Source organism: Pseudarthrobacter arbutini (genome assembly GCF_054510915.1).
In genome coordinates, this window is record NZ_JBTNDQ010000017.1 from 25,794 (window position 1) to 47,213 (window position 21,420).

5 protein-coding genes are annotated in these 21,420 nt (G+C 61.5%); all 5 read right to left on the bottom strand.

Annotation, left to right across the window (positions count from 1 at the left end):
- Positions 1 to 45: 45 nt before the first annotated feature.
- The 5 genes from ACX80V_RS17955 to ACX80V_RS17975 all read right to left on the bottom strand — a co-directional run bounded on the left by ACX80V_RS17955 (position 46) and on the right by ACX80V_RS17975 (position 21,420).
- Positions 46 to 5,502: a PDDEXK-like endonuclease domain-containing protein gene (locus ACX80V_RS17955; RefSeq protein WP_485844284.1), complete on the bottom strand. Its 5,457-nt coding sequence runs from the start codon at positions 5,500 to 5,502 to the stop codon at positions 46 to 48.
- Between the two features lie 179 nt (positions 5,503 to 5,681).
- Positions 5,682 to 8,093 carry a HelD family protein gene (locus ACX80V_RS17960; protein WP_485844285.1) on the bottom strand — a complete coding sequence of 804 codons (2,412 nt, stop codon included), beginning with the start codon at positions 8,091 to 8,093 and terminating at the stop codon, positions 5,682 to 5,684.
- A 138-nt stretch (positions 8,094 to 8,231) separates the two neighbouring features.
- On the bottom strand, positions 8,232 to 10,451 hold the full coding sequence (locus ACX80V_RS17965) for a UvrD-helicase domain-containing protein (RefSeq protein WP_485844286.1): 2,220 nt from the start codon (positions 10,449 to 10,451) through the stop codon (positions 8,232 to 8,234).
- Positions 10,451 to 16,813: a DEAD/DEAH box helicase gene (locus ACX80V_RS17970; RefSeq protein ID WP_485844287.1), complete on the bottom strand. Its 6,363-nt coding sequence runs from the start codon at positions 16,811 to 16,813 to the stop codon at positions 10,451 to 10,453. Before ACX80V_RS17970 ends, ACX80V_RS17965 begins: the two co-directional genes overlap by 1 nt.
- On the bottom strand, positions 16,813 to 21,420 hold the full coding sequence (locus tag ACX80V_RS17975) for an Eco57I restriction-modification methylase domain-containing protein (RefSeq protein WP_485844288.1): 4,608 nt from the start codon (positions 21,418 to 21,420) through the stop codon (positions 16,813 to 16,815). The genes ACX80V_RS17970 and ACX80V_RS17975 overlap by 1 nt, the downstream gene beginning before the upstream one ends.

The following is a 21,420-nucleotide window of genomic DNA, read 5'->3' on the forward strand; positions in this document are numbered from 1 at the left end:
CCAGTGGGGTGAACCAGCTTTCGCTGAAGCGCCCCACTTAGCAAACTATTGCGTGGTCTCGTAGGACCCGTCGGGCTTCCGAGTGCAGTAGCCCTTCTTTGCGGCTCTGAGCAGGCTTCGCTGGAGCGCGGTCTGGATGTCTGCGCCTCGCCTTGCCCATCCAAATACATTGCGTACCGCGACGAGCAGTTCATCTTCTGTGATGACGATCGCATCAGCCACCACGAGCCGCACTGCCTCATCGAACTCCTCCGGAGGAACTGCACCGGCCTTCCGCAAATCAGCGGTGCCGGTTGGGCGTCGGACATTGACCGCATCTGCGCCGTCGACCCGGATGAAGCCTTCCTTGTCCAGCTTTACCTTCATGCCGCTGACTTTGGCGAGAGACAAGGCACGTTCGACGTTCGCCCTAGCACGTGATCCGATTCCTCCCGTTTCCCAATGTTCACGCAGCCTGGCGTGGAATGTATCGATGTGAAGCGGAGCCTCGACGCTCACCACGTGGCCTGCGTACTGAATGAGGTCAGTAAGAGCGTCTGCATCCCCCGGCTGATACCAGTAGCGATGGGCTGGTCGAGACGCCGCCGCGTACGGAACGGTCCACGCCGGCGGCGCCGAAAGATCGATCTCCTCGTATTCCAGAGGCTCCGGCACCCCCGCGGGGCCGGAGATGGCCGGGACGACGTTCTTACCGCGAAGGGCCGCATCCAAAGCGTCTTTAAGAGCCGCCTCCTGCGCAGCGCGGTCCCGGTACCAGCTGAGGCCCCAAATTCGGTGGATTTCCCACCCCAAACCACGCAGTACAGACTCCCTGAGCCGGTCACGGTCGCGTGCGCTTTTCGCAGAGTGGTAAGCCGCCCCATCGCATTCAATGCCGAGCATGAACGCTCCTTCTTTGTCAGGATGGCGCACCCCGATATCAATTCTGTATCCCGCCGCTCCGACTTGAGAGACTGCATTGAATCCCCAGGATTGGATGACCCGCAGGACCTCTTCTTCGAACGGGCTGTCAGCGTCGCCGGCAGTTCCGTAAATATCAGAGGCCAAAGCAACACGGCCTCTGGCTGCGAAGTCGAGATAGTTCTTCAGGTGCCGGTTGCCTTCGGAAGTTCCATCAGTCATGTCCCCGGCATGGAACGAGCTGACAACCTCCACGCGACGGCGGGCACGGGTGATTGCAACGTTGAGTCGCCGTTCCCCGCCCTTTCGCGTTAGGGGACCAAAGTTCATGGTCAGCTTGCCCAGCTCGTCCGGGCCGTATCCAACGCTGAAAATAATGATGTCGCGTTCGTCGCCCTGAACGGACTCGATGTTCTTGACGAAGAATCCGCGCAGGCGATCGTGATCTTCCATAAGGCCGGCCAGCAGCGGCTCAAACTCCGCGCGGCGTTCGAGCGCTTCGGAAACGGCTTCTGCCTGTTGACTGGAGAAAGTCACGACGCCAAGGGAGAGGTCCGAGTTGAGACGCCTGTGTTCAAGGACGCGGTCAACGACGCGCTCCGCCTCAATCGGGTTCCGGCTGCCCGCACCGCGTTGATAGATGCCAGCCACGAACTCGTGGTGTACGCCAAGGTCGTGGGCTTCCTGCGTAGCTCCAGGAAAAGTGTTGAGCTTGCCTTCATAGATCCGATAGTTCGAATACGTGATGAGGTCTTCGTGCAGACTCCTGTAGTGCCAGGAAAGTGGCAGCGAAACCATAGCGCCGGATGCCTTACAGAGATCCAGGACGCTGTCAAAATTGTCGGGTTCATCCTCGTCGTCGGTTTCGACGTCCGCTGACGAGAAGAACGACGTCGGCGGAAGCTGCTTCTGGTCTCCCGCGACTATCAGCTGCTTGCCACGGTATATGCAGTTCACAGAGTCAGCAGGCATTACCTGCGACGCTTCGTCGAAGATCACGACGTCGAATTCCAGGGTGGGAGGCAAGTACTGCGAGACTGACAGAGGGCTCATCATGAAACATGGTTTGAGCGCTTGAACGATCGAACCGGTTTCTTCCAGCAAACGCCTAATCGGCTTGTGTCGTGATTTCTTGTTAGCCTCGTGAGCAATCACAGCAGCCGGGCCCGCGCTGCTACGTGGACGCCTGGCGACGCAGGCTTCCACGATCGCGGTGTGGGCGTTGCTTATCAGCCGCGAATCCAGGTCTTTGAACTGTTCAACCAAACTCTCCCTGCCAGAGGCACGGTGTTCGGAGAGTCTGCCGTCTTCTTCGATCACTCGCTCTGCCCAAGGTTCAAGCGCCGCCCTCTCCACGGCGGGTACGACGTGAAATGAGGGGGCCCGTGAGTCCCGGAGCGATGCCAAGGTTTCGGAAAGGCCGCCCGCGCTGAGCGTGGAAAAGAGCTTCTTGTATTCAAACCAAATGTCGACCTCGGAAGATATGTCTGCCCCCAGCTCCGTCAGGATCTCTTCGGCATTTTCGAGGTCCAGGTCCAGCTCTGCCTTCAGCTCGCTCGAGCGCCGAGGTTCGAAGGCGACGACAAGCCTGTCCCTGGCGTCAAGCCAATTGGTGTGATTTGCCGCAAGGTCAACTTCAGAGGCTTGGAATTCCTCTACGAATCGGACCGCTTCGTCGTCGATGGGACCTCCCACGACCTTGCGCACGTCCACTATCCATGCGTAATCTGCGCGTAGTGTCGCCCAGTCTGTGCCCCGAGCCCGGTAACGCGGGCCTAATGCCTCCGAATTGGCCGACGCAGACTCAGCCGTGGCGTCCTCCATTTGCACCAGGTCACTGATGTGGCCCAGCGCAGTGTTCGCTGCGGCAAGCGTTGCGATCTCCCCAACCACGTCTGACAAGCGAGCACGTAAGGGCTTCGCGGCAGCCAGGTTTTCAATCGCCTCACTAAGGCCTTCGTGAAGCGAACCCAACGGAATGTCACCAATGGATTCACGGAAATTCTCGTTGAAAAGAGCACCTGTTTCGGCGGCAAAGCGCTCCACTCGGTGGGCGACATCCCGCGCGAGCGGAATCAGATCCTCATCGGGAGTGCTGGAACGGCTGAGCTGACGGGCCAGCGCAGAGGGACCAACGTCGTCGCCGGCCAGTTCAATGGCGGACCTGGCAACTTCGAGGGCCTGCGCGATTCGAGTGAAGTCCGTTGCGACACCTTGGTAGTAGCTGCCAAGGCGAGGACCGTATTCCGGTTCACTGGCTGAGAGGTTTTCCTGTGCGGTCTGCCAGGCCAATGCGTCCCCGAGCATCGCAATGACGTCTTTGTTGACAACGCCAGCCACGGTGACCGCACGGAGAGTCTTCTTGTCCAAGCGGGCTTGCTTGCTCCAAGCTTTCAACCCTCGATGTTGAGTTTCGAAGCGAACCTTCAGCCCATTGATGTCCAGCGACAGGATGTCAGGACTGTACACCGACTCCATCGCCGTCTGGCGCTCACGCACGATCGTAGAGAGCTGCCCAAGAACGCGTGCACTTTCATCCAAGGCGCCTTGCACACTCGGGTTGATCCAATGAGATTCGGGCAAACTTCCGCCCTGGCTCAGCTCCGCAAGGGAGGCAAGGGCACGGCATTTGTTTTGCGTGAGAGTCGCGGGTTCCAGATCGAAGAGACGACCCAGCTCCCGGGCCTTTTCCATAAGCGTCCAAATTTGATCCGCCGCCGCCTCAGCACTGTGCTCAATGCTGTCAATCTGACCGAACGTGAGCTGGTTGAGTGGGCGACTGAAGAACTTCGAATCCCTTTGGAGGAATACCTGGAGTGCTGGCTGAAGATCTTTATCGTTCCTGTCCCACCGGTCGGCACACGCTTGGCGCACCTGATCTTCCTTAGCGTTGTACAAGTTCTCGTCTGCTTGAAGCTGTTCCATTCTGGTCAGCAGCGGACCTAATTTTGCGGTTGAGTACCAGGCGCGGGGCACGGGGCGCCGGTCCCGGAGCAAAGACGTGAGAAGTGTTCTGGCTTGAACCCCGACGACGTCCAACCTAATTGACCAAAAAGGCACCTGTGCATCAAAGAGGCGGACTGTTCGAAGTAGTCGTTCGGTGGCCTGGGACAGCTTGGTTACGGCGTTATCAAGGTCTTTTACCTGGGACTGGCTTAGTCCCTCACCAGCGAGACCGCGCCAGGCAAAGGATTCACCTTCTTCAGCCGGGCGCCAAACCTTCGACAGAGAGGCCGCGGCCATCTGAAGTTCCGCCAAATCATCAGCAGACAGCCCGCCCAGTACTTTTGGGTCGCCTGCCGGATACGCGTCAAACTCCGTCAGTTGAGAGAGCCTGCCCAGGACTTCGTGAAGGCTCCTTCCGAGCGGCCTGCGTATTTCGTTCATGGCATTGGCGTGGTCGGTCAGGCGTTTCCGGCTCTTAGCAAGCTGGGACCGGTCTGTGTCCGAGAACGAACTCTTCGCAAGCGGCTTGCGAGTCAGTTCTTCATGCAGGGTTTGAACTACTTGCTTACGGGTGGCCTTGTGGCTGTGCAGTTCGAGAAGAAAAGGGTCCAGTTGCCTATGGGTCAATCGATCACGCACTACATCTAGAGCAGCAGCCTTCTCGCTGACGAAGAGTACCGTCTTCCCCGTCGCCATGAGCTCAGCAATGATGTTGGCGATGGTCTGGCTCTTTCCGGTACCAGGGGGCCCGTCCATGATAAAGCTTTGACCCTCGCGTGCCGCCAGCACGCATTTCCTCTGGCTGCCATCCGCATCGAGAATGCTATGGAGCTTCTCAGGCGCCAGATGGGAATCGAGATCCTCATCTGCTACAGGGTCAAAGGAAAAATCCGACGCATGCGGGGCCTCCGGGCCGAGAGCCATCAACTGAACCATGCCATTGGCGACAATTTTCGCCTCATTCTGCTCAAGGTCACGGTACATAGCTTCCTTGTGAAAACTGAAGATGGACATCACGACGCGTTCATCGACTGTCCACTCCGGTTTGTCCGAGACCGCTCGGCGAACGCCAGAAAGGACTTTCGAAACGTTGAGGTCGTCAACCTCAAACTCCGGCAGCTCGACGGCAAAGTCCCTGCTGAGCTTGAGCCCGAGGGCTGTATTCAGTGCAGGCTCGTCTTCCGTTCTGCGCAGCACATACTGCTGGCCTTCCTTGACGAGCCTGACGGGCATCAGAAGCAAAGGGCTCGAGATCCTCTTGGAGTCGGCAGAATCTACCCAGTTGAGCATGCCGTAGCCCAGATACAGGGTCCAGACGCCTCGGTCGGCGTATTCCTGTTCTGAACGTTGATGAAGGCGCTTGGACGTACTGAGGATTTGGGCGGGCGTCTTGGCTGCAATCCTCAGAGTTCGAGGTCCCCTTGTGGGCAGGCCCATCCCCGCGGCGGACTCGTCTTCGTCTCGCTCGACCGGCTCACTGCTTTCGAGGATCACGTCGCCGTCGTTGACAATGGCTTCGACGTCCAAGCAACCAGGTTCAACTATTTCAAAAGTCCCACTCTTGGGATGTTGAAAGTAGACGAGCCGCTGACGCCTGTCTATTGACAGCAAGTCGTCGCGCCACCGCTGCATCTGTAACGCGAGCTTCTTGTCCAAGACGCCTTTGCCTGTCGACACCACTCCCCCTGCCTTCCGAACCGGTCGGAATGTCTGTTCATTACCTACGCTGCCGGAACCGGAACGCTTTGATCTTCAATGAAGAGTATCTGGGCCGCGGATCCATTCGGCCATTAAGTCGAGGTGGCCGCAGCTGATGAACCAAAACGAATGCTGAATCAAGTCAAGCCGTCACCGAGCTTCATTCGTGCCAGTTCTTCCAAGACGGCAGGAATCAGCTTGGCTGGCACGTTTTCGCTCAGTTGGGCGGAGAAGAACTTCGCCCAGTGAACGGCCATGGCCTGCTGCATGCCATCGAGAGCGGCCATTCCGTTCTGAAGCGACGTGTTTTCCGCGATGACCCCACTGGCAATCGTGTCCGGAGACTGAACCGGATCAGCGTCGACCGGCTCATCGGTCGGGGAACCTTCCTGCCCCACCGGCTCGGACTCCTCTGCGCCAGTTTGTGGGTCGTGGATACCAGTCGAGGCAACTGGCGATGCGACGCGCTGCTTGTCGTCGGCTTCAGGTGCGTCAGGACTTTGCTCGTCACCCCCGCCGAGTATTGTCGGCAGTGATCCCCACGGGTAAACAATGTCAAGATGGGTAGTGGTCCGCGTCAACGCGATGTACAGCATGCGCTCACCATGCGGCATTTCGAGAATGGTCGCCGGATCCACCACTATCACGGCATCAAACTCGAGTCCCTTGGCATCTTCTGGGGTAACCAAGTTTATGGCGGTCGAGAGTTCGCCCTCTGTCGATTCGCTCCACTGAAGATCGTCAGCCTGGAAAGCTTCACGAATGACTGGCCAAAGCTGGACGGGGGCTACCACCCCCACAAAGCGACCTCGACCGCTGTGGGTAAACACAGTGCGGGCTACTTCCTCCGCAAGCCCTTCGGCCGGAACACCAGCAAACCGAGGCGGATACTCCACATCTCGCAAAATTCGCGGCGGCGTCACGGACGGCGCCGCCGACTGCAAGATCGGCAGCGCCACATCAAAAACCTGCTTGGGGACGCGGTAGCCATGCTCGAGTTCTGCAAATTGCAAGGTCACGTGAACGGGTACCTCGTGCCCAAGGATGGTGGCAACGTCCTCCCAGGAGTCGCGCGAATAGGGCCCCGTCGATTGTGCGATGTCGCCAACCACAGTCATGGAGCCGTTCTTCGAACGACGGCGGACCGCTCTAAGCTGCATCTTGGATAGATCCTGCGCCTCGTCCACGACTATGTGCCCATATGTCCGGGGCGCGTCCCTCATTGCAGCATGCGCCTCGTCCAGAAGTGCCAAGTCAGCCATGGTCCATGGCTCATCCGAGACCTTCTCGGCCTGCTGGCGATAGAGCGCCCCCATCTCGTCAGGTGCCAGGAGGCCCTCGGCTGCCCTCTTCATCCTTTCCTTCGACCCAAGAAGGTCCCGGAGGAACTGTTGGGGCGTGATCTGTGGCCAGATCTTCTCAACTTCCGCGTCGAGTGCCCTGAGATCCAGAAACTGTTCCGGAGACACTTGGCGGATGTTGCCCAGCTGCGGGGCGCTCAGTTCAACCAGTCTTTGCCTAAACCTGCGGCGACCATCAGCAAACGAATCAAATTGAAGACTCTCCAACACTTCCGCAATGCTCTCAGCGGATACTGATACCGTCAGCACAGTGTTCCGTCGCTGAATTCTGATGTCGGCGGATGGCACGCGGATTCGTTGTCTCAGTGCGCGTTGGAGGACTTGACTCATTCGACCCGATCCCTTGACCGACGCCACGGCTGGATCGTCCTTGCCTGTCAGCTGGACGTCATTGGACAGCAGGTTCTGAAGCGCTTGCTGCACCACGTCGTCGTCTCCCAGATCCGGCAACACGCGGCGGATATAGCGGGTGAAGGTCGGGTTCGGGCCCACGACCAAGACGTCTTCTGGCGGCAATTCTTCCTGGTAGTTGAACAGCAACCAAGACACGCGGTGGAGAGCTACGGCGGTCTTGCCTGTTCCTGGACCGCCCTGAATGATGAGCAGCTGGTCTTTCTCGGCTCTAACCAGTTTGTCCTGGGCAGCTTGGATCGTCTTGACGATATCCGTCATTTCCGATCCGCGCTTGCGGCTCAAGGACTGGAGCAGAGCGTCGCCTGTGTAGCTGTGGTCATCAAGTTCGCTAACAGCCTCGGCCAACACTTTGTAGACGATGTCCTCGAAACTGGTGATTTTGTTCGAGGGTGCATCAAAGATTCGTTTTCTCCGGAGCCCCATTGGATCGTGCACCGATGCCTGGTTGGCTACGGCAGCAGCTGGTGCCTGCCAGTTCACGACCAGGAGATTCTTTTCCTCGTCAAAGATGGCAACCTTGCCGATATAGAGCTTGGTGTCGTCCTCGTAGTCGATCCGGGTAAGCGCTACGGGATCATCGGGAGAGGCAACCTTGCGTTTTTCCATCGCGTTCTTGTAGGCGCGACGCTCGACGGCGGTCCCGGCGGAGGCACCAGCCATGGACCAAGCGGTGTGCTGGCTGTCTCGATGCTGCTTCGCGAGATCGAAAAATGTCTGCTCACGCTGCAGTTCAGCCGTCTTCGAGAGAGTTCCGACGCCGGTGTCTACACTCACTATTGCCCCCATTTTGTTGCCGTTTCAGGCCGTATCTATCTCAGTCGTAATAATGTAGCCGGGACCACCGACATTTCCGGAATGCCCTCGCCTGATTGTCGGGATTCACCAACCGAGGAACCGGAAATCACTAGGCATTTAGGCACTAACCCCCAACAGCTCCGACGGCTTCCCGCTCCACGAGACCACGAGTTCGTCCCGTGCTCTCGTCGCAGCTACGTACAACAGTGACCGCTCCTGCAACAGGGCATCGGATTTCTCGGCGTCGCCGAGGTCCTTGAGCGCCCATGGCAGAGGCATATTCGCCTCCCCCACTCCGAAGAGAATGATCTTGGAAAACTCCATGCCCTTCGCCCGGTGCATGGTCATCACAACCGGCTCGCCAGGATGGGCCTCCTTGTCACCGGAGACTTTCTGGGCAGAGACTCCACGCTCAAGCAGTCCGCTGACGACGAAGTCCACCTGCTTGCCCGAGCGCACGAGTACGCCGATGGTTTCCGGCGCGAAGTCCGGATCGGTGGTCCATGCCTTAATCCAGCCAGCGGCGTTATCGAGCTCCTTCGAGAGCGATTCCTTGCCTTCGAGCTGGGGGTACGGTCCGCTTCTGGCGGACCGGTAGTCCGCGGATTCCTCTGCAGTGTCCTCAATGTCAGTGTACGGAATACCGGAGAGGAGCCCGACGGCGAAAGCGAGGTTTTGGGCTGTTGTCCGGTAATTGAGCGTTAGACGCCGCGAGCGCCCCACGATCTGGATGCCGAACCGGCTGAGGGGAACCTTCTGCCCATAGATCCGCTGGTGGGAGTCCTCCGCAATGAACAGGTCGTTGGCGCCCGGCGCCACCAGTGCGCGGAGCAGGAGCCAGTGGCCAGCGTGAAAATCCTGGGCTTCATCAACGATGACGTGGTCGAAGGGGCGGTCCCCTCCCCCGGCGGCCCGATGCTTAAGGACCGCAGCGGCCAGCGCCGCGAGTTCGGGGTAGCTCACGGCTCCCTTGCTCCGGCAGATCCGCCGATATGCCTCAATGACTTTCCAGACTTCGATGCGCTTCATCCGGTTCAAGGGCGTGCCGCGACCAGCTCTCGGAACGGTCAGGTATCCGTCCCTGTCTGTCACAGAATTGGCAAGGACGATGGACAGGTACTCCTGGCTAAGGAATGTCGGGTTCGCGAGCGCGGGCTCGAGCTTGTGCTCCACTTGGTCAAGTGCCTCACCCCATTCCTTGTCGTTGGACCTGCTCGTCGCCGCGGCATCGGGAGTCCCGAGCACCGTACTAAAGGCCCCGGTTTGTTCCTCAGGCGTCGCCTTTGACCAGACCTGGGCGGCGACGGAGTCGATGCCGGCAACAGTCACGGGGGCCTCGCCGAGTTTGTCGCCCTGCATCAGCCCGGGATCCAGACGCCCCACATTTTGTGCAAGGCTATCGGCCAGTGTCTTGGTAAAGGTGGTCAGAAGGATGCGCGATTCCGGGTGCTCTTCCGCCAGGTGCTTGGCGCGGTGGATCGCCACCACCGTCTTACCCGTACCCGCCCCGCCGGACAGCCGGAAGGCTCCGTTGCGGTCCTTCACGGCATACTGCTCCTGGGCCGGGTGCAGAAAGACCAGCCAATCCTGGAAGCTTTCGTTGTTGATGACGTACTCGAGGTCTTCGGACCCCTTGGCGTAGGTGAACTCGAGCTTCGAGGCAGGGTGCTTAAGCGCCTCGGCAAGCTTTTCATCCTCGGACTTCGTGGGGTCATCGAGGTAGTCGCCAATCCCCAGGCCTTCTTTGACGTCCGGGAGGGACTTTCCAGCCTCTAGGTCAATGAGGGCTAGCCCCTGCCATTCGGGGACTGTTTCGTCAGTGACCACCTGTTCAAACGCTTCCACAGAAGCTGCACCGATCGCAGCTGCGCCGGTACGTTCGGGAATGCCCAGCTCCTCGAGGAGGTACGACGGCGTGTACCCGGCTTTTTGGAGCCCGTTCTCATAGGCGGGACCTGTTGCTGCCGGGGCAACAACAGCGGCCGGTGGCGGGGTCGCTGACCCTTCTGCCGGTGCGCTGATGAGTTCAGCAATACCGCTGACCGGGTTGACGGTCAGGATGCTTGTCTGCGCCTTCTTGATTGCCTCGTCGTGGTTGAAGGTGCCCGCATAAACGTAATGCGGTTCGGTCCCGGCGTTGAGCTTGAACAGCACGGCCCGGAACTGCTGATCAACGCGGCCTGTCCTCGCCCTGGAATCCTTGTAGGTTTTCATCGGCTCGATGTGGAGGCCCGGCGCAGTGTCGTCTTCCTGAAGCTTGTAGAGGAAGTCCAGGACCTTGCCCTTGAGCGATCCGTCGACCTTGTTGGCCCCCTTCATCAGGGTTACCGATGCCATCAGTCGTTCTCCTTCAATTTCAGTGCTTCCAAAATTTGTTCCGCATCGCCCGGCACCAAAGTCCAGCCGTCATACTCGCCCGCTCCGTGGAGAACGACAGCAAGTTTGTGCTCCGGCCAGGCGATGTCCAGCGGCGTCCCGTCCTGGAGCTCATACCCGAGTTCGGGCAGGGGGAACCCCTCAATTTCTGCCAGCACTGCCAACAGTTCACGCTCGGTGTGTGTCGCAATGTCCAGGAGGTCCTGCCATTCGGGCCGGAGGTGGGTGCCCAGGGCTCCCGGTTCCACAAGGACCGGGACCGAGGGCATAGCGAGACTAACCGCGCCGATGGCCGGGGCTGTCCGCCTGAATCCGAGCAGGTTGCTGAGACGCAGCCATTCGTGCCATAGAGTCTTATACCCGGGCAGCGCCACTGCTTCGTCCCGTCCATCGAGAACCAGCACGACGTCGGCGCTCACCATGAGCGGCGATGTCAGGTTTGCAGCGCAGCGGAGAGGACCGTCCGCGTACATCCATGCGCGCCCCACTCCCAGCTCGGGCGCCGCAAGAGGGTCATCCAGGGTGGCCTGCAAGAAGTCCGGAAGTCCCACAACGGAACCCTTGAACGTGGTGCACTTGCCCAGCATGAGCATGGGGATGGCGTCGGACAGGTCCGCCCATGCGTCCCTGTTTGGCTCCCGGATCCATTGCCACAACTGGCTCATGGCGTCGGACTTGACGGCGGCAAGCAGCGCGGGCCGGAGCGGCGTCGTCCCGTTTTGCACGATGCTCGCCGCCTTGTCAGTGAACCACTGCGGGATCGACTGCCCGTCGCCGGAGAAGGCATCGATGTCCTCCCACGTGATGGCCCACGGAACCACACCAACGGCCCGAAGGGCCTCCCGCTTGGCCGCATCGTCGGCCACGCGGTTGTGCTCAGGGGACGCGTGAAAAACGTAGCCGTCGGTGTAGATCGCGATCTTAGGGATGTTCGGGTCCGCCGTCGAGAGGACGAAGTCAGGTCGCGTGCCGTAAATGTCGACCTGGGGTTCGAGCCACCAGATGTGTTTGGCGCCCGGAAGGCGGAACTCCACCTTGTCGGCGCGAAGACCGGGGGTGACCTTAACATTGGCACCGACAGCGGAAAGCCTGTCCACGAGTGCCTTGCGGAACTTGACCTCGAGGTGTGATTCCAGGGCCGGCGCCGGCGGCGGAACCTTGGTCACGGTCCAGCCGTCGAAGGTGGGATCATCGTCGTCCGGAACCCCGTCGTGCCCGGCCAGGATGCTGCGCAGGAGACGCTCCGCCGTCACGCGGGCCACCTTGTCGACGTGCCAGGGGGACGCGAAAGGAAGGAGGCAGCGGTGGCAGGCGAGGCGCTCCTCGTCGCGGCATTCGCAGTTCCGCACCACGTCCCATGCGGCCCGCAGCAGGTTCCATACCTTCTTCGGTTCGGCGAATTCGGCGAGGTAGCCCGTGCCGCCCGGGACTTTGTCGTGCAGGAGCAGAGAGACGGCGGTGCCGCCGTCGGCAGGTTCGTTGATCGGCACGGCGGCGATGTGGTCGGGGGATCCGCCAATCACTTCGCGGAGGCCAAGGAGTAACGCCGCGGTCAAGCTGGGGAGGGCAAAATCATCGCCCATAACGCGACCGGCAGGGAGGCGGAGGGCAACCCCCTGTGTCGCGAGGACACGTGCGAGGGCCACCTCTGCCACGTGTTCGTCACTGGATTTACGGTATTTGCACCAGAAACGGTGTTCATCGGGGTTGTTCGCACGCCCGGCGGAGTCGAGCTTGCCGCAGTACGAACAGACCCGGAACAGCGGCGCCTTGGACTCGTTGCCGGCGATGATCCGCGGCGCGGCATTGGCGGAGGAACGTCCCAGGTTGAGCCACCGTAGCTGTACCCGGTTCGCGTACTTGGCGCCGAATTCGAAGTCCTCGAGGAACCATTCCTGGGTGACGTGCTCAGGGTCGATGTCCGCTGCAAGCATCGTGTTAAAGCGTTCTTTGACGCGCTGGTCGCTGCGGTCGCCGATGGCCACCTCGTCGCGGCGCACCTCCGCTGAGACGTTCTTCATGACCACAACATCGAATTGCTGGCTGACATCGGCGATTCCGCTGAGATGGCACCGGCCGCATGCCTTGACCGGACCTGCAGTGTCCAGGTCCACGTGCATCCACCCGCACTCCGGGCACGCCTGCCAGCGCTGGATGTGGCTCTGCTGCGGGCCGAGGTCCACGGCGTCGATCTTCACCTCGAGGCCACGGGAGTAGAACGTCGCCCCGGGGGCAAGCTCATTGATCGCGATGGCCGCCCCGCGCTGGAGCGAGATGGTTTCGGTGACGTAGTCCTGGGTCTCCACCTCCTGCCAGGTCACACCGATGTCGAGGTTCACCGAGTCGTCGAGGAGCGTGTAGTTCGGCAGCAGGCCGTACTTCTCGAGTACGGAGATCCAGTACTCGTCGCGCAGGGCGAAGAGTTGTTTACGCAGCATGCGCTGGGTGGCCTCGGCGGATTTAGGGGCACGCTTGTCCTCGTCCGTGGCCGCGTTGGACTCGGCCATCGCCTTGAGCTCAGGCATCGCCTTCTCTATGTCGTCGATGCGGGCCTTCAGCTCGTCGCAGTCGTCGGCCCACAGCCTGGCGGCCCGGACCACGTGCTCGGCGAGTTCGCTCGACCCGTCAGCACCGGGGGCAGCCCACTCCCGGAGCCTCGCGGCGCTGGCGGGAGCGAGAAGATCCCCGAACTGCCCGAGGAACTCACCGACATATTCCTCCGCGTTGGAGTGCGCTGTCTCGATGAGGTCGCCCAGGAAGGATCCCGGTCCGTCCCCGGCGAGTGCGCCGGCGGCCTTGCGCGGATGGGGACGGCCGGCGTCGCGCGCGAACCTGTCCACCAGGTGGGCGAGGTACTGCCTTTGCAGGATCTCCTCTGCGTCGAGAAAGGTGGCAGGCGGGCGGACTTGCCCGTTGATCACAGATAACGGGTCGTGGAGCTTGGGCAGGTGCTCTCCGCGGCCGCGCGCGTAGGCGAGGACGAGTGAGTTCCCGGTGAGGCGGCCGGCGCGTCCTACCCGCTGCAGGTAGGACGATACGGACGTGGGGAGGGAAGCGAGCATAACGCAGGAGAGGTCACCGATGTCGATGCCCATCTCGAGGGTGGGGGTTGCGACGAGGACGTTGGGCGCCTGGGGCGTTTGTACCGAGGCTTTGAACTCGTTCTCAACGCGCACCCGGTCCTCGTCGGGCAGGAGGGAGGTGTGCTCCTTGGCCACCACGCGCTTGGGCTCGCGTGCTCCGTAAAGCTTGAGGTAGAAGTTCTCCTCCTCCGGCTGCCGGGCGAGCCGCCCGGGGCACCGGACATACAGGCAGTGGGCACCGTCGAGCTGGTCCACCACGGTTGCTGAACCTGGCGTGACCGCCCGGCACACGGAGCATGCGAGGAAGTGTCGGCCGGTCCCGAGGTCCTCGCCTGTGGGTGCCCGCAGGAGGATCCTGTCGGTGGGAAGTGCAAAGATCGTGGCGCCGTCCTTGGCCTGCACGGTCTCGAGTACGCACTGGCCGGCGAGCTGCCCGAAGAGGGCCTTGGCCACGAAGGTGGCGTCCGCTTTGGGGATGTTGAGGCACAGCGCGGTCCAGCGCGTGTACCAGCTCTGGGCCTGGGCTATCGGGTCCATGTAGCCGGAGTCGCCGCCGCCGAGCCGCGGAAAGGCGGGTTTGGACCGGCCGGCAGGGAAGGCGGGCATACCCTCGCCGCGTCGTCGGCCGCCCCACACCTTCCAGCGCTGGGCTTTCTCCCCTGCCTCGACCACGTAGTCGTTGAGCCACTGGTGGCGGATGCCGCCCTGAGTGCGGACGCGTTCGACGACGCCGCGCACCCAGGCCAGCAGCGCTCCGTCGTCGGTGAGCTGGTCCTCGAGGCCGAGGGTGCCGGGAGTCGCGTCGAGCGCGGCGCGGGCGGCGGAGAGCATCGCGTGGGGCGATCCGGCGTCGGTCTCGGCGACGATGCTGCCGGTGAGCTCGAGGGTGCGGCCGAGGCGGGACTGGAGCCCGAATTCGAGTGAGGCGTCGAAAAGGACGCGCTTGGCGGCGTTACGGGATGCGCGGAGCCGTTCCTGGGCGCTAGCCTCAGGATCCCAGAAGGCGCGGAACTGCGGCCGGTCGGCGTAGTCGGGGGCGATGAGCTGGTACCTGCGGATGGGCGTGGCGGCGTCCGCGATCGCCGTGTCAACCAGCTGCTTGAGCGTGGCAGCTCCCCCGTCCGCTGCAGCAACCTCGAGCGCGTGACGGAAGGCCGAACGCAGGGTGAGGATGTGCGAGCGGGCCTGGACGAAGCCGGCGCGGTGGGCGGCGTCCTGGACACTGTCAGTGAAGACGAGGGCCTTCTTTTCACCCGAGTCGAGGCCGTCGGCACCGAAGAGGTTGGAAATGCTCACGGAGAGCATGGTGGCGACGGCGCTGCCCAGGAAGCGGAGGCCATCCCCCGTCTGGCAGGCGGGGCAGACCTCGCGCTTGGAGTCGTCGTCGGCTTCCTGGCCGCGAAGCATGAGGACGGGGACGATGCGGCCTTCGTGCGCCTCGGCGGTGTCCTCGGCGGGCGGCTCGTGAAGGACGGCGCGGTTGACGGTGTCGAGCCAGACGAGACTGTCCGCGATCTCGCCCGTCTCGGCTCGGAGGGCATCCTCGTTGGGGGCATGAACGAGGGCGCGGAAGCGGGGGTTCCCTGTGGCCTGCTCGCGGCGGATCTTCGAATCGTCGTTCTCGAGGTCCGTTCCGGTGGGGCCGAGGACGGCGCCCCAGCCGGAGCGGCCGCAGTGCCGGCAATAGACCGCCGGGAGGTAGAGGCTCCTGTCGGTGTGGGGGCCGTCGTCCCCCCAGCGGTAGCGGTGTTCACCGTCCACGGACTTGTCGAGGCGGGAGAGCTCACGGACCCAGAGGTGGGTCTCAACGGAGATGGCGTCGCGGTTGGGTTCGGGGACCGCGCGGACGTGGCTGAATAGGGCCAGGAAATAGGCCATGAACTTGGTGTGCCGCTCTTCGAGCGTCGCACGGCGGCGGGGCCCGCCTGAGGTGTTGAATTCGCCGAGGACTCGCTCGGCGAGGTCGGTGAGGACGACGGCGTCACTCGCCTCTTTGAGCACTGCCCGGGTGAGCGGATGCCGGCGGACGGCGTCGAGGAGATCCGCTGGCTGTCTGCCAAAGAGGAGCTGGGAGACGTGTTCAACGATGACGGTGTTGGGGTCGTCGGCTCCCGCGCCGAGAACCGTCTCGATGGCCTTGCCGGCGTCCTCGATGCCCTCGGCAACGCGGGCGATCTCAGCCTCGGGATCCCCGTCCCAGGCCACACACCATGTATCGATACAGAGGCGGGATTCGGTGATGACCGATTCGTCAGGGAAGGTCTCTCCGAAAACGGTCTTGGCGAATCGGAGCATGGGCTCGGCCTCGCCCTTCACGCCGAGCGTCGCCGACGTCGCGACGGGTGTGATGCGGCCTAGCGGGCGCGCCCGGTCCTCCTCGCTGGGTCCGTGGGGGATGGTGCTGAGGTCCTCCGGCCAGTGGCTCTTCACCGCGAGGCCGAGGCGGCGCAGCAGCAAGGCAACGTCGGTGCCCTGGGCGCCGTCGTAGGTGTGGAACTCATCGAGGACCACGTACTGCAGGGAGGTGGCGGACTGCTCCCAGACTGACGCGTCCTCGCTGCGGAGCAGGAGCATGTCCAGCATCTTGTAGTTGGTCAGGAGGATGTCCGGTGCTTCGCTGCGGAAGATCTCACGGGTGTTGATGAGCCCGGCGGCGGAAACCTTCGTGTGCTTCTGGCCGTCCTTCTGACCCGTGTAGATGCCGGCCGTGATGCCGCCGAGTTCAGGGTTCTCGGTGAGCAGGCTGGCGAGGCGTTGCGCCTGGTCGTTGGCGAGGGCGTTCATGGGGTAGAGGATGAGCGCCTTCATCCCGGTAATGCCGGCGGCTTTGGCCCGGAGGACGTGGTCGATGATCGGGTAGAGAAAGGACTCTGTCTTGCCGGAACCTGTGCCGGTAGTGACCAGGGTCGGTTCCGGCCGCCGGAATGAGCTGCCCACGGTGGTTGGGCCTGCCGAGACACCTGGCTTTGACGTCAGTCTCTGAAAAGCCAGCGCCTGATGGCCGTACGGTGCTAATCCCTTGTACCAGTCGAGGCTATCCCGCCACCCGCCGGCAGCAGGTTCGAAGGGCAGCCTGAGCCGCACGAACGGCCCCTTGAAGATCCCGTCCTGCGAGTCCTCAAGGAATCCCTGCAGGCCGTTACGCGCATCCCGATCTGTGAGGGCGAACGTCGTGGACAGGTAGTCGATCAGCCCAACCTGGAGATCCTCGACCTGATGCGTTGGGAGGAGGACTGCCATCAGCCCTTCTCCGCCAAGAGGTTCTCAAAGTGGGCGTAGGCCTTGCGCATATCCTCTTCACGGTCGTACGAGACGAACGGCGGCTCGAAGACATACTGGGTACCACTTTGAGGATGAATCCAAGTCCTCTCACTCTCCGGCATCTCGGGATTATCCATCAAAGCCTTGACGAGATGAGCCGGAACTTTTCTTCCGTTCACGTCGTATCGATCCGAATTTTCGTACGCCATCAGAACCGAGAATTGAGTCCTATAGATCGCACAAAGATCGTCGATCTCAATGCCAAATTCCAAGGCGGTCAGAACGTCTATGTCAATCATGGCTTGACGGCGATCACGGGCGACACGGATGGCCACGCTTGGGTTCCATTCCCCCAGCCCCAAAGATTCCCAAAGTTCCGCATAGGCAGCTGTTAGCGAAATAAGCCCAGCGAATCGCGGAACGATCAGATCGCTCACGCGTGGATGCTCAATCCTCGGAAGCTGATTAAGCTGCGTCGCGCTTATCTCCGAGCCGGCGGTCACCTTTACAAGAAAATCGACCACTAGCGAAGACAGACTAGCCGCGGTTATGAGCAATGTAGCTGTGTCGTTACGACTCGAAGGCGATGCAGTGCGGACGGCATGAACGTGAGCCGGGCCGGGAGGGATGATGGTCGCGCACATCGTGCGAACGCTGGCGGTTGCAGCCATAGATCGCCATGCAATGCGGTAGTAGTCTCTGGAACTACTTTCGACTCCAGTCGCCGCATCCCGCCATCTCGGGTAGGCCAAATCATAAGAGCCCCTGTCGGAAGAGGCGGTGAAATAAGTTCTGGGAAGAAAGTCTTCAGACAACGCTTCGAGATCGACGTCATCCCAGTCATTGTTACTACGAACTATTTCTCTAGGCTGTTTTGAGAATGGGTTTGCCACGGTGAAGTGGGGTCCTTGGAGAATAACGGAGGACCAGTCTTTCGGAATACTTACGTCGATATCGAATAAGCCCTTTTTACGATCTGCCGTCTCATGCCAGCCACTCGAGTATTGCAGTCCAAGATCACGCACTCGGGACCGCAAGCTGAGATTCTCTAGTACTCTGAAGCTGGCTTTATTGACCGGATACGCTAGGCGAGCTTGCGCTGGAGCGACATCTCCACCGTCTAAAAGTTCAGCCCATACCCTCAGCACCGACTCGTCCACGCGCAGTACGCGCTCAGAATGAGGTCGGATATCCCATTCGCCATCGACAGTCTTGAGGGCGGGCGCCGCACCGCTACTGTCATGGATAAGAGATCGGGTAGCAGTCTCCGGCGTGTATAGGCTTGCGGCCATGATAAATGCCGGATTTCGTCGCATATGTCCATAAACATGGACACCAAATTCGATTTGGTCAGTCAAGTCTTCAAAAATTTTGAGCTTATTTCTAAAGTGCCAATAGCGCCGCAGATGCTGATAAGCCTTCGAGCGCAATGGTGCAGCTTTTCTTTCGGTGAAGTGCGTTCCGGGGTGAAGAAGAGCAACAACCCCCGAGGGAGACATAGAGCGCCAAGCCCGGTCCATAAAAACGCGATACAGGTCAGGCTGTAGTCCCACTAACAAGGGAAATAAGGTCACATCACCCAGAAACTCAGACAGCTGCGGGGTAACAATAGCAGTGTCGATGTAGTACTCCTGCATACCTTGCAGCGCTAGCGTGCTGGCGCGTTTCTGACGAATTTGAGCCTGGGTGGGCTTCTCCGCGAGTTGCCACCATGGGTCACCTTCAGCGAGCAGAGCTGGCTCGTCGGAACGCGGTCGAACCCACGGAGGATTACCAACCTGCACGTCGAATCCGCCCCTTCCGAAGACCGGGGCGAAATCCAATTCCCAGTGGAAGAAGCCGTTGTCGAGGGCCAGCCGCCTGCAAATCTCTAACCACCTGTGGTCGGACAGAACTGCCGCAACGTCGCGAACGTTTGAAAGCGCGGCGTCGAAAGATTCGAGTGTCTCAAGTTCGGCCCATGACGCTTGGGACATGGCGGTAGTCTGTCCAGCTGTATGCCCGTACTTTCGCACTTCAGGACCAGCTCCTGCTGGTGTACCGAGGATGCCTTCCAAAGCCGAGAGCCACTCGTCCATGCTGGGTGGCTCGCTCCCGGATGTCGCACGCTGAGTCAACGGCCAGAACCACAAGGCGTTCCAGGCATCCATTACGAGGCGGATACGACGGTAGGAGCTGTTGGGATCGGCTAAGAAGCTTTCGATTTCGGTTCGTGAAACAGCCTGGTTTGCAGTGGGACCAACTGCCAGTTTGCCGAAATAGTCGATATCTCGACGAGAGCGGATCTCGGCGATCTCGAGCCTGCGAAACGTTAGTTTCCAGAGAGCCTCGACCCGTCGGGAAAGGTTGAGCAAGCGGTCGACCTGCGGCTTCGTTGGCTTCGCGCGCAGGGACTTGCGCCACGCACCGAGGGCCTTCTGCGCGTCGCCGGCGAGGTCCTTGACCTCCTTGGCGTCCGAAGCTGCGCCCCACCCCTGAGCGGGGAGGAGGAAGTGGTGGACCCGCCCGACCACGGCCGGATCGTCGTGGTCCGTTTTCAGCCCGGCGGCCAGTCCGCTGAGGGGGGCGTCCTGCGGCGTCGAGGTGAGCCAGGATTTGTCTCTGACCTGCGCGGAAGAGTATGTCGCGCGGCGGGACCCAATGAGCGAGTTGCCGCGGCGAAGCCGGAGGCCGAACCACGGCGCTTGCAGGCCCGCCACCATGGTGTCCAGCCACAGGGACACCTCGGCGAGCTCCACCGCCGTCGCGTTGAGGTCCACGCCGTGCACCTGGTGCAGGGCGATCTGCGCCTTCACCTTCTGCAGCTCGAGCGGGTACTCGTCGGCGGGGATACGGACGTCGAGCTCCTTCTGCTTCCGTTCGAGATACTCCGCAGCAAGCTGGCGCACGGCTTCTATGGCGAACGCGCCGGAACCCAGGGCGGGCTCGCAGACGGTGAGCGTGAGGATGTCGTCCGCAGGTGTCGTCGCACCGTCCTGGTCGAGCAGCTCTTCGAGCGCCTGGGAGACGACAAACTTGGTCAATACTTCCGGCGTGTAGTACGAGGCCGACTGCTGGCGTTCGCGCCCCGCAAGCCGGAAGACGAAGGTGCCCTTCTCGTGAAGGACGGCCTTGGGCTGTCCGGTGATCTCGTCCTGCGTCATGACGAAATGCTTGGCATCGATCTCCGCGGAGCGAGTCACGGGAACAACCCATGAGCCCTTGGACGAGTCGCCGTCCTTGGCGACCTCGTGGAGGTCCTCCTGCGCAATGAACCCCGTGTAAGACATGAGGCCTTCATACACCGCGCCAAGCTGGTTGACGCCGAGTTCTGCATAGGAGATGAAGCCGCGGTCCTTGCCGCGGGCCTCCTTGCTCAGCAGGAGGTGCTCGAGGACCTTCTGGAGCGGGGCGTTGCCGAGCTTGACCCCGTCGATGTCCGCCGTTCGGGACGGCGAAAAGAGGTCAGCTTCGAGGTTCTCGAAGGTGAGCGCGTCGTCCGCCTGCGTGGGCCGGTGGCCCGTGTTCACCAGGGTGAAGAGGAGGTTGAGGGAGTCGTAAAGATGGGTACCGCGCTTGGCCTTTTCCGAGGTGATCGGGTTGAGAACGAGCTCGCGGATTCGGTCCAGGCCGTAGCCCTGGTCGTACTGCTCGTCGCCCACCGGGATGACGCCCATCTCCGGGGACGCCTCCGCGTAGAGGAGAAACAAGATCCGGTACAAGAAGCGAAGGGACTGCTTGGCGAGCGACTGGCCATCGACGTCGTCGTTCGGCAGCCCGGCTGCGGTCCGGCGGGTGAGAACGTCGTTGGCGATGATTTCGATGGAGAGCCGGATGCCCTCGCGGAGGTCCTTCGAGACGCCCACGGTGTGCTTGACCGAGGACTCGATGACGCCGTTCCACCAAATCTGTTCGCTCGCGTCCGGGTGGAGCGAGTCCTGCCCGAAGACGGCGAGGAAGCGGTCCAGCTCGCCTCCGCGCTTGGTGTCGTTGCGTTCGACGGCGAGCAGGGCGTCCGCTGCGAGGTACCGGCCTTCGGGCCATCGCTCACGCTCTGTGAGAACAAGCCAGCGGCCGGCCATGAGAACGATGAACTGCGGCGGCTCATCGGTCTGGTAGAGCTCGGAGATGAGCTTGCTGGCCGAGTAGTTCGCTTCCTTGTCGTCCACGAGAGGGTTCTGGAGGAGGTCGCCGCGGTCCTTGGCGAGGGCGTCTTCGAGGGAGTCGGCAGGCTGGGCTTCAACGAAGAGGACGTCGTTGTTCGGGGTGGACCAGACGTCATGGGCGAGGAGCTCGGCACCGCTGCGCTCTGCCTTAAACGTGGTGCTCGGGCCATGGAATCCGAGCGCCTGACGAAGGTCCCGGTAGATGCGTGAGGCGTGGCCGGGTTCCTCGGCGAGGGTGCCGAGGTCGATCTGGAGCTGACCGCGGGCCCTCCGGAAGCGATCCAGCGGAGACTCGTGTCCCTCTTTGGACGTATCGTCCCATTGCTTTCGGAGCTTGAGCACCTCGGATTGGAAGGACTCGCCGGCTTTGGTGGTGTCCGTGGTGAAGAAGTGCTCGCTGACGAAGTCCTCGCCGACGACGAACGAATCGAACGAGGGCAT

Excerpts from the sequence above, each read along its gene's own strand:
- ACX80V_RS17970 (WP_485844287.1), bottom strand. The coding sequence starts at position 16,813 with ATGGCAGTCCTCCTCCCAACGCATCAGGTCGAGGATCTCCAGGTTGGG.
- ACX80V_RS17975 (WP_485844288.1), bottom strand. The coding sequence starts at position 21,420 with ATGCCCTCGTTCGATTCGTTCGTCGTCGGCGAGGACTTCGTCAGCGAG.
- ACX80V_RS17965 (WP_485844286.1), bottom strand. The coding sequence starts at position 10,451 with ATGGCATCGGTAACCCTGATGAAGGGGGCCAACAAGGTCGACGGATCG.